Source organism: Bacillus sp. FSL M8-0025 (genome assembly GCF_037975475.1).
Taxonomy (GTDB): Bacteria; Bacillota; Bacilli; order Bacillales; family Bacillaceae; genus Bacillus; species Bacillus subtilis.
Genome location: NZ_CP150258.1, coordinates 1,631,278 through 1,647,220, shown reverse-complemented (window position 1 = coordinate 1,647,220; position 15,943 = coordinate 1,631,278). Strand labels below are relative to the sequence as shown.

Annotated in this window: 17 protein-coding genes; all 17 read right to left on the bottom strand. The window is 43.4% G+C overall.

The genetic code is table 11. The annotated features are described in order from the left end of the window. Window positions 1-5: 5 nt before the first annotated feature. Window positions 6-920: a tyrosine recombinase XerC gene (gene xerC / locus MKX38_RS08585; protein WP_003231988.1), complete on the bottom strand. Its 915-nt coding sequence runs from the start codon at window positions 918-920 to the stop codon at window positions 6-8. A 67-nt stretch (window positions 921-987) separates the two neighbouring features. Then, window positions 988-2,295, bottom strand: a complete 1,308-nt coding sequence (gene trmFO, locus MKX38_RS08580) for an FADH(2)-oxidizing methylenetetrahydrofolate--tRNA-(uracil(54)-C(5))-methyltransferase TrmFO (protein ID WP_003244725.1) — start codon at window positions 2,293-2,295, stop codon at window positions 988-990. A 75-nt stretch (window positions 2,296-2,370) separates the two neighbouring features. After that, window positions 2,371-4,446 carry a type I DNA topoisomerase gene (gene topA / locus MKX38_RS08575; protein ID WP_339189186.1) on the bottom strand — a complete coding sequence of 692 codons (2,076 nt, stop codon included), beginning with the start codon at window positions 4,444-4,446 and terminating at the stop codon, window positions 2,371-2,373. 187 nt (window positions 4,447-4,633) lie between these two features. Continuing rightward, window positions 4,634-5,527, bottom strand: a complete 894-nt coding sequence (dprA, locus tag MKX38_RS08570) for a DNA-processing protein DprA (protein WP_003245871.1) — start codon at window positions 5,525-5,527, stop codon at window positions 4,634-4,636. Window positions 5,528-5,587: 60 nt separating this feature from the next. After that, on the bottom strand, window positions 5,588-6,490 hold the full coding sequence (sucD, locus tag MKX38_RS08565; RefSeq protein ID WP_003238566.1) for a succinate--CoA ligase subunit alpha: 903 nt from the start codon (window positions 6,488-6,490) through the stop codon (window positions 5,588-5,590). 28 nt (window positions 6,491-6,518) lie between these two features. Beyond that, on the bottom strand, window positions 6,519-7,676 hold the full coding sequence (gene sucC / locus MKX38_RS08560; RefSeq protein WP_003244732.1) for an ADP-forming succinate--CoA ligase subunit beta: 1,158 nt from the start codon (window positions 7,674-7,676) through the stop codon (window positions 6,519-6,521). A 172-nt stretch (window positions 7,677-7,848) separates the two neighbouring features. Next, window positions 7,849-8,130, bottom strand: coding sequence for a FlhB-like flagellar biosynthesis protein (locus MKX38_RS08555; RefSeq protein ID WP_003232001.1), 282 nt, complete (start codon window positions 8,128-8,130; stop codon window positions 7,849-7,851). After that, window positions 8,127-9,857 carry a hypothetical protein gene (locus tag MKX38_RS08550; protein WP_029726490.1) on the bottom strand — a complete coding sequence of 577 codons (1,731 nt, stop codon included), beginning with the start codon at window positions 9,855-9,857 and terminating at the stop codon, window positions 8,127-8,129. The genes MKX38_RS08555 and MKX38_RS08550 overlap by 4 nt, the downstream gene beginning before the upstream one ends. Window positions 9,858-9,888: 31 nt before the next feature. Then, the gene (gene rnhB, locus MKX38_RS08545; RefSeq protein WP_029317794.1) at window positions 9,889-10,656 is read right to left on the bottom strand and encodes a ribonuclease HII; all 768 of its coding nucleotides are present in this window, start codon (window positions 10,654-10,656) and stop codon (window positions 9,889-9,891) included. 70 nt (window positions 10,657-10,726) lie between these two features. Continuing rightward, a complete protein-coding gene (gene ylqF, locus MKX38_RS08540; protein ID WP_015715878.1) occupies window positions 10,727-11,575 on the bottom strand; it encodes a ribosome biogenesis GTPase YlqF in 849 nt (282 codons plus the stop codon). A 142-nt stretch (window positions 11,576-11,717) separates the two neighbouring features. Continuing rightward, window positions 11,718-12,065 carry a 50S ribosomal protein L19 gene (gene rplS, locus MKX38_RS08535; protein WP_003220825.1) on the bottom strand — a complete coding sequence of 116 codons (348 nt, stop codon included), beginning with the start codon at window positions 12,063-12,065 and terminating at the stop codon, window positions 11,718-11,720. A 139-nt stretch (window positions 12,066-12,204) separates the two neighbouring features. Further along, entirely contained in the window at window positions 12,205-12,936 is a 732-nt protein-coding gene (gene trmD, locus MKX38_RS08530; protein WP_003232011.1) for a tRNA (guanosine(37)-N1)-methyltransferase TrmD, read from the bottom strand. Continuing rightward, the gene (gene rimM / locus MKX38_RS08525) at window positions 12,933-13,457 is read right to left on the bottom strand and encodes a ribosome maturation factor RimM (protein WP_003232013.1); all 525 of its coding nucleotides are present in this window, start codon (window positions 13,455-13,457) and stop codon (window positions 12,933-12,935) included. The genes trmD and rimM overlap by 4 nt, the downstream gene beginning before the upstream one ends. A 4-nt stretch (window positions 13,458-13,461) precedes the next feature. Beyond that, window positions 13,462-13,848, bottom strand: coding sequence for a YlqD family protein (locus MKX38_RS08520; RefSeq protein WP_015715875.1), 387 nt, complete (start codon window positions 13,846-13,848; stop codon window positions 13,462-13,464). Between the two features lie 121 nt (window positions 13,849-13,969). Beyond that, on the bottom strand, window positions 13,970-14,215 hold the full coding sequence (locus MKX38_RS08515; RefSeq protein WP_014476792.1) for a KH domain-containing protein: 246 nt from the start codon (window positions 14,213-14,215) through the stop codon (window positions 13,970-13,972). Further along, on the bottom strand, window positions 14,215-14,487 hold the full coding sequence (gene rpsP / locus MKX38_RS08510) for a 30S ribosomal protein S16 (RefSeq protein ID WP_003220815.1): 273 nt from the start codon (window positions 14,485-14,487) through the stop codon (window positions 14,215-14,217). The genes MKX38_RS08515 and rpsP overlap by 1 nt, the downstream gene beginning before the upstream one ends. Before the next feature lie 105 nt (window positions 14,488-14,592). Further along, window positions 14,593-15,933, bottom strand: coding sequence for a signal recognition particle protein (ffh, locus tag MKX38_RS08505; protein WP_339189182.1), 1,341 nt, complete (start codon window positions 15,931-15,933; stop codon window positions 14,593-14,595). Window positions 15,934-15,943: the final 10 nt, after the last annotated feature.

Genomic DNA, 15,943 nt, shown 5'->3' with positions numbered 1-15,943 from the left:
CTCCTTTAATTTTTCTTAAATGCTCTTGGATGGTGAGACATATATGTGTTTCTCAACATTTCCTTCGAAACGTGCGTGTATATCTGTGTAGAAGACAGATTGGAATGCCCGAGCAGTTCTTGAACGCTTCTCAAATCCGCTCCTTCATTTAACAGATGCGTGGCGAACGTATGTCGAAGCATATGCGGATGGATATGTAAAGTGCTTGACGCTTTTTGAACAAGCCCGCTTAAAATATGTCTGATGCCACGGGCTGTAAGCGGTCCGCCTCTTTGATTTACGAATAATAGATCATGAGGTTCTTTTGCCTTCATCAGCAAGCACTGTCTTCCGCTATTCATGTATACCTTCAACGCTTCGCGGGCATAAGACCCAAAGGGGATATAGCGCTGCTTCTTGCCTTTACCGTGAACAAGCACAGTGTCCATAAATAAATCAACGTCGTTAATAGTTATGGAACAGCATTCACTGACCCTCATTCCAGTGGCATAGAGCAGCTCTAACAGAGCTTGATCCCTCATTCCGGCCGGCTGGCTTATATCTGAAACTTCAAACAGCTCCTCAAGCTCTTTTTGATATAGAAACTTCGGTATCCGTTTCTCCTGTTTTGGCAGATGAACAAGCTGAAACGGATTTTCTTCAATAAGCTTTTCCCGCATCAGAAACTTATAAAAGCTTCTTAATGCAGATATCTTTTTGCTTATTGTTCTTCTCGATAAACCTTTTTCATAGGCTTCTGTCAAAAAAATCCTAGTATCTTGATATGCAGCTTCTTCAAATCCATTTATACCTTGAACGCGCAGGAAAGTCTCGAATTCTTCAATTGAATCCACATAATTCACAATAGTATATTGTGAATAATTTTTTTCAATTTGTAAATATTCAACGAATAACTTTACGAAATTCTTAACATTCTCCATGCCTAATACCTCCCCAGGAAGGGCTTTTAAATGGTATCACAAATCGCGCTCAGGTTGCAATCAATACCTATATTGTTTTCGAAATTGTTTGAATTGTTTCAATCGCACGGTTCGCGTATTGTTCATTTCGTTCTTTTTTATTTTTAATTTTAACTGGCAATTCTTTCAAAAGCCCAAAGTTTGCATTCATCGGCTGGAAGTTCTTCTGGTTTGTTGTTGTAATATAATGTGCCATACTGCCAATTGCTGTTTCCTGAGGGAAGATCACAAGCTCTTCTCCCAATACAAGCTTCGCCGCATTAATGCCTGCTACAAGTCCTGAGGCAGCTGATTCCACATATCCTTCTACTCCCGTCATTTGGCCTGCAAAGAACAGATCACTGCGGTTTTTAAATTGATAAGTCGGCTTTAACAGGCTTGGAGAGTTAATAAATGTGTTTCTGTGCATCACGCCATATCTGACGATTTCTACATTTTCAAGTCCTGGAATCAACTTGAGAACTTCCTTTTGGTCTCCCCATTTTAAATGAGTCTGGAATCCTACAATATTATAAAGTGTTCCCGCAGCATCATCCTGTCTGAGCTGAACGACGGCATAAGGGCGTTTTCCTGTAACAGGATGCTCTAGACCAACCGGTTTCATCGGACCGAAAAGCATTGTTTTCTTACCCCGTTTTGCCATAACTTCAATCGGCATGCAGCCTTCAAAGAAAATCTCTTTTTCAAATTCTTTTAACGGCACTGTTTCTGCTGATGTTAATGCTTCATGAAAACGGTCAAACTCTTCTTCTGTCATCGGGCAGTTCAAATATGCTGCTTCACCTTTATCATAACGGGATTTTAGGTACACTTTATCCATATCAAGGCTGTCTTTTTCTACAATTGGCGCCGCTGCGTCATAAAAATATAAATAGTCCTCTCCAGTCAGCTCCTTCAGCTGGGCAGACAGCGATTCAGATGTTAACGGACCCGTTGCGATGATAGTAGGGCCTTCAGGAATTTCAGTCACTTCTTCATTAATAACGGTTACGTTTGGATGATTTTTCACCCGATTTGTCACACTTGCGGCAAATTCATGACGGTCTACTGCAAGAGCGCCCCCGGCAGGCACCGAACATTCGTCAGCCGCAGCGATAATGGCTGAATCAAGCGCACGCATTTCTTCCTTTAATACACCGACAGCGTTAGCAAGTGTATTAGAGCGAAGAGAGTTGCTGCAGACAAGCTCAGCAAATTTATCTGTATGGTGCGCAGGCGTTTGTTTAACTGGCCGCATTTCATACAATTTGACTTGAATCCCACGTTTGGCAAGCTGCCATGCTGCTTCACTTCCTGCGAGTCCGGCTCCGATTACATTCACTGTTTGTTGGTTCATCTTTCACATCTCCTAGTTTATTATTCAAGGCCTTCTTTTAACACACAAAGAAGGTGAGCAAGACCCTGCTCACCGCTACTTCTGTGGTTCTTCCTTATAATCGCATTCCACGCATTGGACTTGTATGCCTTTTTTGAGTTTTTTCTCGACGAGCATTTTTCCGCATTTCGGGCATTTTCGTTCAATTGGTTTGTCCCATGATACGAATTCACAGTCCGGATAACGGTCACAGCCGTAAAACACCCGTTTCTTTTTCGATTTTCGCTCAACAATGTTTCCTTCTCCGCAGCTCGGGCACTTCACACCGATTTGTTTCACAATCGGTTTCGTGTTCCGGCAGTCAGGGAAGTTGGAGCAAGCTAAGAATTTACCGTACCGTCCCATTTTATATACCATTGGAGAACTGCACAATTCACAATCCTCTCCAGCATACTCTGGTTCAATCTCAACTTCCTTCATTTCCGATTCGGCTTTTTTGACGCGTTTTTCAAAATCGGTGTAGAAATTATCGATAATCTTGACCCATTCGGTATTTCCTTCTTCAACATGATCAAGATCTCTCTCCATTTTAGCTGTAAACTCAACGTTAATGATCTCAGGGAAAAACTCCATGATCAAGTCAAGAACGATCTGACCTAATTCAGTCGGAACGAAACGTTTATTATCCAATGCCACGTAGCCGCGCCGCTGAATAGTATCAAGTGTCGGAGCATATGTGGATGGACGGCCGATACCGCGTTCTTCAAGGGTTTTAACAAGCCGGGCCTCAGTATATCGCGGAGGCGGCTGGGTAAAATGCTGCTCAGGTTCTATATCTTTTGATAATACCGTGTCGCCTTCTTGTAAGTCAGGCAGCATCCGGTCTTTTTCTTCCATTTGATCGTCTTTTCCTTCAACATACACCTTCATAAACCCGGAAAACTTGACTTTACTTCCATTTGCACGAAATGTCAAACCGTTGTTTGTCAGGTCGACACTCATTGTATCGAGAATAGCCGGTGCCATTTGGCTGGCAACAAAACGCTCCCAAATTAATTTATACAGTCTCATTTGGTCTCTGCCGAGGACTGCTTTTAATTCACTTGGTTTTCTAAGAACTGATGTCGGCCGAATTGCTTCGTGGGCATCCTGGGCATTTTCATTCTTTTTCGCAGGCTTCCGTTTTCCGCCTAGGAACTCTTTTCCATATGTCTGATCAATAAATGCAGCTGCTTCATCAACAGCCGTATTTGAAATACGGGTTGAATCCGTTCTCATATACGTGATCAGACCAACCGTTCCTTCTCTTCCTAAATCAATTCCTTCATATAATTGCTGTGCAATCATCATCGTTTTCTTCGCTCTGAAATTGAGCTTGCGAGCCGCTTCCTGCTGCAGGGTAGAAGTGGTAAAAGGCAAAGCAGGATTACGTTTGCGTTCCTTTTTGGTTACTTTTTCAACTGTATATTGATTCCCTTTGAGCTGAGAAAGAATCTCTTTTACATCAGCTTCACTATTTAAAGGAAGTTTTTTGCCGTTTTTCCCGAAAAAGCTCGCTTCAAAGGTTTCTTGACCTTTTAAGAACGTACCGTCAATTGTCCAATATTCCTCAGGCTTAAAGTCGTTAATCTCTTTTTCACGGTCAATAATCAAACGGAGGGCAACGGATTGCACGCGTCCTGCGCTAAGCCCTTTTTTGACTTTTTTCCATAAGATTGGACTGATTTTATATCCGACAAGCCTGTCTAAAATACGTCTCGCTTGCTGTGCATCCACTAAATCCATATTGATCATGCGGGGATGCTTAAACGATTCCTTAATAGCGTCTTTTGTAATTTCGTTAAACACCACACGGCAGTCTGAGTTGAGATCTAAATCAAGACTGTGTGCCAAATGCCATGCAATCGCTTCCCCTTCTCTGTCGGGGTCGGCTGCGAGATACACTTTTTTGGCTTTTTTCGCAGCCGTTTTCAGCTCTTTTAATACCGGGCCTTTACCTCGAATGGTAATATATTTCGGTTCAAAATTCTGTTCTATGTCAACTCCCATTTGACTTTTTGGAAGATCCCGGACATGTCCCATTGATGCTTTTACTTTATATTTTTTACCTAAGTAACGTTCAATCGTTTTCGCCTTAGCGGGCGATTCCACGATGACTAGATAATCAGACATTTTCATCCCCCTCAAGAGGTGTTCTCTCTCTTTTCAAGATATTTCAATTTTATTTTTGCAGCTGTCTTTATTTGGCTTTCAACATTTCATTCTTTATCATGAACGTCATTAATTAAATAGAAAACAATATGCAACTTTAAATCCTCACTATTATTAAATATTACAATACCGTTTGTCAAACGATAATTCAAAAGGGTTCCGTATATTGAACGTTTCTCTCAGGAAGTTCCTCGAAAATATCCTCTGCTGACCATATGGCTTTAGCCCCCTGCTGGATCAGTTTTATAGGACCTCCGGCGTAAGGGTCAAACAATGAACCGGGTACGGCAAATACCTCTCTCCCTTGTTCCAATGCTTGATAGGCAGTAATCAGCGAACCGCTTTTTTCTTTGCCCTGAACGACAATAACGCCTTCACTTAGTCCGCTGATAATACGGTTTCTCATAGGGAAATGCCATTTTTGGGGTTTAGTTTCAGGTGGGTGCTCTGACAGCAGGATATGGTGTTTAGCCATGTGATCTGCTAACTGAAGGTTTTCTCGGGGATAAATGTGTTGAAATCCGCCTGCAATGACGCCAATTGTCCGCCCCTTCGCCTTAATACTTGCAGCATGGGACATTCCGTCTATCCCAGACGCCAGTCCGCTGACAATCACCCAACCTTTACGACAGATCTCTTTTGTAAGATGATTGACAACTTGTTTCCCATAAGCTGTTGGATTTCTTGTGCCTACAATTCCAATTTTTCTCCCTTTCGAAAGAAGAGTCATGTCACCTTTTGCAAACAGTACGGCAGGGGGATCATAAATGCTTTTAAGCCAGAAAGGATATTGCTTTGAAGAAATAGGGATGGTGTTAATGCCTTGCTCACGATAAGCAGCAAGTACACGCGGGAGCTTTGGATAAAATTGTTCTATTTCGTTTTTTAATGCAGCTGCTTTTATTTGATCACGAGTAACCGTTTGTAACACGGGTGATGTCAGCGACATAGACGGATCGGCTTTCCACCATTTTAATAGAAGGGATGGGGATAATAATTGATTGATTCTGCAAATCGTTAGGCAGACAGCGGCCTGATCCAATAGATTGACCTCCTTTTGTTAGAAAAAGCAGGAACAGCCTTGACGGCTGTCCCTTTTTTATTAATGCGTTTTACAAGTTTCGAACAAGTTCTTCTCTTTCAGCACCTTGATTAAGGTTTCACCCATGACAGAAGGTGTCTCTGCAACTTCGATTCCGCATGCATTAAGGGTTTTGATTTTTTCATCAGCTGTCCCTTTCCCGCCGGAAATAATGGCGCCTGCATGCCCCATGCGCTTCCCAGGAGGTGCTGTTTTACCGCCAATAAAACCGACTACCGGTTTTGTCATGTTGGCTTTTACCCACTCTGCCGCTTCCTCTTCGGCCGTACCGCCGATTTCGCCAATCATGATGACTGCGTGTGTGTCAGGATCTTCGTTAAACGCTTTTAAAACGTCAATAAAGTTTGTTCCATTTACAGGGTCGCCGCCGATTCCAACAGCTGTAGATTGCCCTACACCCGCTTCTGAGAGCTGGTGCACCGCTTCGTATGTTAATGTTCCTGAACGTGATACAACGCCTACATGACCCTTTTTATGGATGTATCCGGGCATAATGCCGATTTTACATTCTTCAGGCGTAATGACACCAGGACAGTTCGGCCCTATCAGTCTCGTTTTCTTGCCTTCCATGAAGCGTTTGACCTTCACCATATCCAAAACCGGGATATGTTCTGTGATACAAATCACGAGATCAAGCTCCGCATCTACCGCTTCCATAATCGCATCAGCTGCAAACGGTGCGGGCACATATATAACAGACGCGTTAGCGCCGGTTGTTTGAACTGCTTCAGCCACTGTATTAAATACAGGAACACCTTCCGCTTCTGTTCCGCCTTTTCCAGGTGTTACACCGCCAACGATATTTGTGCCGTATTCAAGCATCTGCTTCGTATGAAATAAAGCGGTAGAACCTGTAATCCCTTGCACAATAACTCTTGTATCTTTATTAATGAAAACACTCATTATTTGGTCCCCTGCCTTTCATTCTTTCTTAAACTAAGGATACGATTTTCTGCGCGCCGTCAGCCATTGATTCCGCAGATGTAATGTTTAATCCTGATTCACTAAGGATTTTCTTCCCTAGATCCACGTTTGTGCCTTCAAGACGGACGACAAGCGGCAATGTCAAACCAACTTGTCTAGTCGCTTCAACAACCCCTTCTGCGATGACATCACATTTCATAATGCCGCCGAAAATGTTGACAAAAATCCCTTTAACGTTTTGATCAGAAAGAATGATTTTAAATGCTTCCGTGACTTTTTCAGCGGTTGCACCGCCGCCCACATCAAGGAAGTTGGCCGGTTCTCCTCCATAATGCTTGATAATATCCATCGTGGACATTGCAAGCCCCGCGCCGTTTACCATACAGCCGATATTTCCATCAAGGGAAATGTAGCTTAGATCATATTTGGACGCTTCAATTTCTTTCGGATCTTCTTCATCCAAATCTCTGTATTCCATAATGTCCTTTTGTCGGTACAACGCATTGCTGTCAAAATTCAATTTTGCATCAAGCGCCATCACATTTCCGTCGCCGGTAACAACAAGCGGATTGATTTCGGCGATTGAGCAGTCTTTCTCAACAAACGCTTTATATAGTCCAAGCATAAATTTAGCAGCTTTTCCCACGAGCTCTTTTGGAATATTAATAGCGAATGCAATTTCTCTGGCTTGATAGCCTTGAAGGCCAACAGCCGGATCAATGACAGCTTTTTTGATTTTTTCCGGTGTTTTCTCCGCAACCTCTTCAATTTCCGTTCCGCCTTCTTCAGAAGCCATCAAAACGATTCTTGAAGTGGCGCGGTCAAGCACTAGACCGATGTAATATTCTTTTTTAATATCGCAGCCTTCTTCAATAAGTAAGCGTTTTATTACTTGGCCGTCCGGACCCGTCTGATGTGTAACTAGGGTCTTCCCTAATAGTTCTTCGGCATACGCTTTTACTTCGTCTAATGATTTTGCTATTTTTACCCCACCAGCTTTGCCTCGACCGCCAGCATGAATTTGAGCCTTTACGACATAAACCGAGCTGGATAAGCTCTTTGCACTCTCAACTGCTTCTTCTGCTGTAAAAGCCACTTTACCTTCAGGAACAGATACCCCATATTTTCTGAGGACTTCTTTTCCCTGGTACTCATGGATATTCATTTCCCATCCTCCTAACTTATGTAACAAAACTAAAATAGACTGCGCTTTCATTCTATAATAATACTGGAAGAATTGTCTACAGTTCGATGCAAAATCTTTTAATCCTTCTAAACATTCAAACTTTTACTTTATTAAAAACATAAATTTCAAAGGAGGATGGGGAATATTTTAGCTATTTTTTGTTTTTTACGCTTTCGTCCAATTTGTAAATGAATGAAAAAATCTCGGCTACCGTTTCATAAAGAGCTTCAGGAATTTGATCATCTACCGTCAAATGGCGCATTAATTCGACAAGGGTCCGATCTTCTTGAATCGGGACCCCTGCTTTTTTCGCTTCTTTGATAATGTTGTCAGCTACATGGCCCTTCCCTGTGGCAATCACTCTCGGCGCCTTGTCTTTTTGTTCGTCATAATGGAGAGCAACAGCTTTTCTGATCGGTGTCTGCTCTTTCATATTTTCACATCCACTTCCTGATCACTGATACTTGTTATATATTGATCGATTGAAGCCTTTTCTTCGGTGTGAACCCTTTTTTTAGCGTTTACCCCTGAAAGGCTGTACCCCATTTCCTTTAGCCCCTGTTTAAGCGCGGGCACCATCGGATCGATCGCAGCCTGCAGCTCGAAATCAGTCTCTATTGTAATGGTCATGACTTTTTGCTGTACCAAGCAATCAACGACGGTTTCTTTTAGTGTATCAAGCTGCAGCAAAAACAAAAGACGGCAATGGGAAGGATCAAGCTTTCCATCCGCTTCTTTCTTTCCTTTAAACAGAACAGTCATGTCCTGAACCCCTGACTTCGAAAACATCGGAAATGACATTACAATTTGGCTGTATGATGGATGGTCCTGCTGCATGAAAAGCTGGCCATTTAATTTATGAAAAAGCTGATCGGCTTCTTGTTTGACTGGTTCGGCTACCTCATGCGATGCTCTTAAGGCAGAAAGAGCCAGCTTGATGGATTGCATTTCGCCAGATGTGACTGCGCTTCCTTGTTCAAACGCTTTAATGAACCCAACCTCGTCCCTTGCGCCGATTGCCGTTTTCACTTTGGATAAGAAAGAAAGAACATCTGCCTTATCCGCCAAATGGGGTGCTGTCTGCTGAACAGCCTTTAAAAAGACTTCGGCTTCCTGGTCTGTGACTTGTGCCGCCTGTAAAACAGCTGAAGCTGCAAGTGACTTACTATCACCCGATGAAGCAGCCGCTTTAATCCAATTTGCTGCTTCTTTCACAATTTGGAGACTGTTTTTTTCAGCAGATTCCGTCAGCTTCACGAGCAGCTGGCGGGCTTCTTTAATTGGAATGTCTGCTGCTGTTTTAACAGGCTCTTCTTGTATGCTTCCCTGTTCTGCTGTGTGATTTGCAATCGGCAGGCTGGCTTTTCCGGGGGAGCCAGCTGGTGTGCTAAGCTCCCTGCTTCCAGCTGTATTCGTCGGAGAAGGTGCTTTCGTATTGTCGGTTAAAGAAATAAGCTTATCAATCAGCCGTTCTGCATGGACATCGATTTCACTATTTAAAAGCACCTTAACTGCTTCCTTTAGCTTTGACATCATTTGGCTCTGCTGAGGGTTTTGGTCGATTGCCTGTAGCAGCTGGGATACGTGCTGATGCAACGGAACAGGCGATTTCACAGCGTGAACACCATTCAAAATCTCGGAGTGAATGGGAAGATCACGCTTTAAAGCGAAGAGAACCGTTTCAACTGCTTTTTTTGTGTCTTGCGAAGGCAGCGTGTCCATCCAGCGGACAGCTGTTTTGATATCATTTTCTGTTACGGGTGTTTTGCTTTTCAGCATCGCTCCTGTCATCATGAGAGCTGCGTTTGACGTCTTCACTGAAATAGCATTTAAAAGTTTGCCAGCTGCATCCTGAATGGTTTTAGGATTTTGATCAAAGCTTTGAACGACCTGAAGACGGCCTGTTTGCTCTGCCGTTTTTTTTTCGTAGGAAAACCAATAGTATGCCTGAGGACGAAGCTGAGTTTCAAGTTTTCCCTGAACAGTTTGATTGCCGACTTGGATCAGGGCATGCTGATCTCCTAGTAAACGAAGCACTTTTCCTAAGAGGAGACGCTTCTCCCCGTTTAGCGCTTCGTTTACTTTTGATGTTTCCTGCGGGACGGCTGTACGCCCGAAAAGCTGCTGCAGCGCCTTTTGCACATCATTTCGTATGTTCATTTTAAAAAGGTGCCTCCTTGTCCATGGTGATTTATCTGAAAGATTGAACAGGAGCGAAAGTTTTGCGGTGCAATTCAGTTGGGCCGTATGCAGCGAGAGCTTCCAAATGTTCTTTTGTCCCATAGCCTTTATTTTTTTCAAAGCCGTACATGGGATACGTTTCGGCATAAGCGCTCATCATTCGGTCCCTCGTCACTTTTGCGATACACGCACCTGCCGCAATAGACACGCTTTTGGCATCGCCTTTTATAATTGACGCCTGAGCCGTGTCGAGCGGAAGTGTCATTGCGTCAACAAGCAAATAATCAGGTGTATCCGACAAATCCTGTATCGCTCTCACCATTGCCATTTTTGAAGCTTCATATATATTGATCTCATCAATCACAGTAGCTTCTACAATTCCTATCCCGACCGCCAGTGCTTCCTTCATAATAAGCTCGTAATATTCCTCGCGTTTTTTCTCTGAAAGCTTTTTGGAGTCTGTCAGCCCAAGTATTTCACATTCCTCTGGAAGGATGACTGCGCTGGCGACAACTGGTCCTGCCAATGGCCCCCGGCCGACCTCGTCAACACCTGCAATCAAGCGAAATCCTTTGTTTCTTGCCAGCCTTTCATAGGAAGTCATATTCACCCATTGTTCTTTCAGCGCTTTTTCTTTCGCTTGCTTTTTAAGCCATTGCTCTACAAGCGTTTGAACGCTTTTTCTCGGGTCGTTTTCGCATTGGGCAATAAATGGGTCTTGTGCATCCTTCACTTCCTGCAAACGGTCTTTAATGTCCTTTACGGTTAATGTATTCACTTTCTCTTCTCCCTTACTATATGTATCGGTTCAGCCAAGAAAAAATAAAGACCCGCATTTCTGCGCGCCTTTACATCGTCGGCTGTTCAAATGACAGCCTGCCGAACTTTTCAGTGCGAATATCGCGAATGATGACTTCAGTCGTCTTATCGTAGTTAATGAGCCCACCGCTCATGAGACAGCCCCGCTTTTCACCTATTGCATCAAACAGCTCAGCAATGTCCTCTGGGATCTCCTCAAGGCCATAACGCTCTTTAAGCCGTTCTGGGTAATGTTCTTCGAGAAAACGAAGACCAAACACGGCCACGTCCTGCAAATTGATAATCGAGTCTTTAATAGCCCCAGTGACTGCAAGTCTCAAACCGACAAGCTCATCCTCAAATTTAGGCCACAAAATCCCCGGTGTATCTAATAGCTCTAATTCTTTCCCAACTTTGACCCACTGTTGAGAAGTCGTAATGCCAGGTCTGTCTCCCGTTTTTGCTATGTTTTTCTTTGCAAGCCGGTTGATGAGCGTTGATTTTCCGACGTTTGGAATGCCGATAATCAAAGCGCGAATCGCTCTCGGTTTCACACCTTTCGCACGCATCCGGTCAAATTTTTCTTGGAGAATCTCTTTTGATGCAGGCACAATTTGATTTAACCCTTGTCCATTTACAGAATTAATAGACAGAGAGCGGATCCCCTGGTTCTCAAAGTGCTCTTTCCACTGCTGTGTAACTGCCGCATCTGCTTTGTCAGCCTTGTTTAACAGCATAATTCGCGGCTTGTTTTTTAGAATATCTTCAATCATTGGGTTTCTTGATGACATTGGAATTCTGGCATCTACCAATTCATATACGATATCGATTAATTTTAATTTTTCGGTTACTTCCCTTCTTGCTTTTGCCATATGGCCCGGGAACCATTGAATTGTCATGTGACACGAACACCGCCTTTATCTTCAGTATGCATGATTCATTGTTGTCCTTTATGTATTTTACGATGCCTGTCCGGCATTTTCAAATTCTGTATAAAAAAAGAGCTTGTTACAGGTAACAAGCTCTTTTCGTTCGTTATCATTATCGTCTGATCTCTTTAATACGAGCCGCTTTTCCGCGAAGTTCACGCAGGTAGTAAAGTTTAGCACGGCGTACTTTACCGTAACGTACAACTTCGATTTTCGCGATTTTTGGTGTGTGTACTGGGAAAGTACGTTCAACGCCAACACCGTAAGAAATCTTACGAACTGTGAACGTTTCGCTGATTCCACCACCACGACGCTTAATCACAACACCTTCAAAGATCTGGATACGCTCACGGTTACCCTCAACAACTTTAACGTGTACACGTAAAGTGTCACCAGGACGGAACGCAGGAAGATCAGTACGAAGCTGTTCTTTTGTGATATCTTCAATTAGTTTTTGCATCGTTTTCAACTCCTTCCAACAGATGCTCTTGGCCACAAAAACCGGCACAGCGGAACATCGTTTTCAAGCTTGCAGCGGATAAGCCCGCTTAAGCCACAAGTAGTATCTTATCACAATTTCATAGCCTATGCAATAAAATCTATTCTTTTTCCCATTCAGAAATCCACTTTCTTTGCTGCTCTGTAAGCGGGTAGTCTTTCAACAGATCCGGACGTCTTAGGTAGGTCCTTCTGATCGATTCTTTATTCCGCCATTCTTCAATTTTTGCATGGTTTCCTGACAAGAGTGTTTCAGGCACTTTTAAACCTTTGTAATCTGCCGGTCTTGTATAATGCGGGTGCTCTAAAAGTCCGGTGCTGAAGGAATCCTCAATATGGGAAGCCTCTTTACCCAGTACACCCGGAAGCAGTCTGACCACACTGTCTGCGATCATCATTGCAGGGAGCTCACCGCCCGTCAGAACAAAGTCGCCAATTGATATTTCATCCGTTACCAAGTGCTCGCGAATGCGTTCATCATAGCCTTCATAGTGGCCGCAAATGAACAGCAAATGCTCTTCCTTAGCTAATTGCTCGGCTTTTTTTTGGGTAAAACGCTCACCTTGCGGGCATACGAGGATAATACGCGGAGCAGCGGCTGCCTTTGATGTCAGGTCCTCGACCGCGTCAAAAACAGGCTGGGGCTTGAGAACCATGCCTGCCCCTCCGCCATAAGGATAATCATCAACAGTATTGTGCTTGTTATCAGAGTACTCCCGGAAATTTACGACTTGAAACTGCACCGCATCTTTTTCCTGGGCTTTTTGAAGAATCGATGAGCCGAGCACGCCTTCAAACATTTCGGGAAACAGCGTCAAAAAGTCGATTTTCATTCGTCTATTAACCCTTCCATCAGTTCAATCTCAATTTTCTTTTCCCTGACATCGATATGTTTGACCACTGATTCAATGTAAGGAATGAGTGCGTCTTTTTTTCCTTTTCTTCCGATGACCCAAACGTCATTGGCTCCAGGCGTCAAAATTTCTTTGACCTTTCCGATGAGTTCGCCTTCTTCAGTAAATACTTCACACCCAATAATTTCGTGGAAATAAAATTCACCCTCATTCAGCTCTCCTAATTCTTCTTCAGGAACTTTAATGATTGCGTTTTTCAGCTCTTCTACTTCATTTAGGTTTTGTCTTTCTTTAAACTGCAGGAGATGAAATTGCTTATGCAGTCTATGTGTGTTTACCGTTACCTCCACTGGTTCGTTACGGCCGTCCATAAACAAATACAGCGTGTTTCCCGGCTTGTATCGTTCTTCGGCAAAATCTGTTTTTGAAATCACCCGCACTTCGCCTTTGATTCCGTGGGTATTTACGATTTTGCCTACATTAAACCATCGCTTTGTCATATGATCACCTCTGGCGAATTTCAATTACTTTTCCGTCTTTTATGACGATGGTGTTCGCTGCTGTTTTCTCATGCCAGTCATCCCCGGCTTCAATCGTCAGCAGCGCATCGACTTCCTTTTCTTTCAACTCACTGCCAAGCGGCAATGTATGTACTTGAGCAATTTGAAAATCGATGATTTTCATATCATCTTTTCGCTTTTCTATTGCCTTTTTAAATTGTTCTATCATATCAGGGTTTTGCTGTTCTTTCTCATGTTTTCTAAGCTGAAAATAGAGCTGGCTGCATTCTCGTTCAAGCATTTGTTTCTTTTCGGCAAAAGAAGCTAAAAGCTTTTCTTTACTGCGCTCGGTTAAGACTTGCATAACGGCTACACGGTGAATAATTTGCATCGCACCAAGCTCCCCGCTTTTAAAACTTTTACTCGCCCAGGCTTTTCTATTTTGCCTAAGCTTCTATCAGTTTACCCTTTTTTTGCGTGTAAAAAAAGGGGAGGTGCCGGCCCTCTCCCTTTTAGTCAAATATTTCAAATTGAACTTTCTTAGAAGACTGTGCGCCAGCTGCAAATACAGCTGTTCGAATCGCTTTTGCAGTCCGGCCTTGCTTTCCGATAACTTTACCGGTATCTGACTTATGGACAGATAAGCGCAACGCAATCTTTTGATCGGTTTCTTCTCTTATGACGCGAATGTCATCTGGATGATCAACAAGCGGCGTCACAATGTGGACAATCAAATCTTCCAAGTGTTGATCAGTCATTACTTGCCTTGTTTAGCGTTGTGGAATTTTTCCATGATTCCTTGGCTAGAGAACAAGTTGCGAACTGTATCAGATGGTTTCGCTCCAGTTTGAAGCCATTTAAGAGCAAGCTCTTCGTCAATTTTTACTTCCGCTGGTTTTGCAACCGGGTTGTAAGTTCCGACTGTTTCGATGAAACGGCCGTCACGTGGTGAACGAGAATCTGCTACAACAATACGATAGAAAGGAGATTTTTTTGCTCCCATACGTTTTAAACGAATTTTTACTGCCATTTTACTAGCACCTCCGAAAATATTTCAACAAGATAGTATATTAACAATGATAAAAGTGTTTGTAAAGTGTTTTTTCTTAACAACGGTTTTATCATGTATAACCGATTACATAAAAGGTAGCTTAAACCCTTTTTTCTTGCCTTTTGACATGTTTGTCATCTGCTTCATCATTTTTTTCATTTCATCAAACTGCTTAAGCAGACGGTTGACTTCCTGTACGGATGTCCCGCTTCCTTTCGCAATCCGCTTCCGCCGGCTGGCATTGATGATATCCGGCTGTTCTTTTTCAAGAGCAGTCATTGATTTAATGATTGCTTCCACATGATTCAGCTGTTTTTCATCAACTTGGATGTTTTTCAGGCCTTTCATTTTACCTGCACCCGGCATCATTTGCAGAAGCTCATCAAGCGGCCCCATGTTTCTGACTTGCCCGAGCTGCTCCAGAAAATCGTCCAATGTGAAGCTCATCGTTCTCATTTTTTGTTCCAGCTCTTTGGCTTTGTCTTCATCAACGCTGGCCTGTGCTTTTTCAATCAATGTCAGCACGTCGCCCATGCCGAGAATCCTTGATGCCATGCGTTCAGGGTGGAACGGCTCTAACGCATCAAGCTTTTCGCCCAAACCTGCGAACTTAATTGGCGTGTTTGTGACAGCGCGAATAGAAAGCGCAGCCCCGCCGCGTGTGTCTCCATCCAGCTTAGTTAACACAACACCGGTTAAACCGAGCTGTTCATTAAAGCTTTTGGCAACATTCACAGCGTCCTGACCGGTCATTGAATCGACAACCAGGAAAATTTCTTCCGGATTCGCGATTTCTTTGACGTTGGTCAGTTCATCCATCAGTTCATGGTCGATATGCAAGCGGCCTGCCGTATCCAAAATGACATAGTCATAATGTTCTTCCTTGGCTTTCTCAATAGCCTGTTTAGCTATTTCTACAGGACTGACCTGATCGCCAAGAGAAAAAACAGGCATATCAAGCTGTTTGCCGAGTGTTTCCAGCTGCTTAATTGCGGCTGGGCGGTAAATATCGGCAGCAACCAGCATCGGTTTGCGATTATGCTTTTTGCGCAGCAGATTCGCAAGCTTACCGCTTGTTGTCGTTTTACCGGCACCTTGGAGACCGACCATCATAATAACAGTCGGCGGCCTTTTTGCGACGGCGATTTTGCTCTCTTCGCCGCCCATCAGCTCAGTCAGTTCCTCTTTAACAACTTTAATGACCTGCTGGCCGGGCGTCAGACTTTTCATGACGTCTTGGCCTACAGCGCGTTCACTTACTTTTTTGACAAAATCTTTGACTACTTTAAAGTTAACGTCAGCCTCAAGCAGCGCAAGACGAACCTCACGCATCATATCTTTTACATCTTGTTCGCTGACTTTCCCTTTTCCGCGGATTTTAGAAATCGTCTGCTGCAGTCGGTCGGCTAATCCTTCAAATGCCATAGTTTGCCGC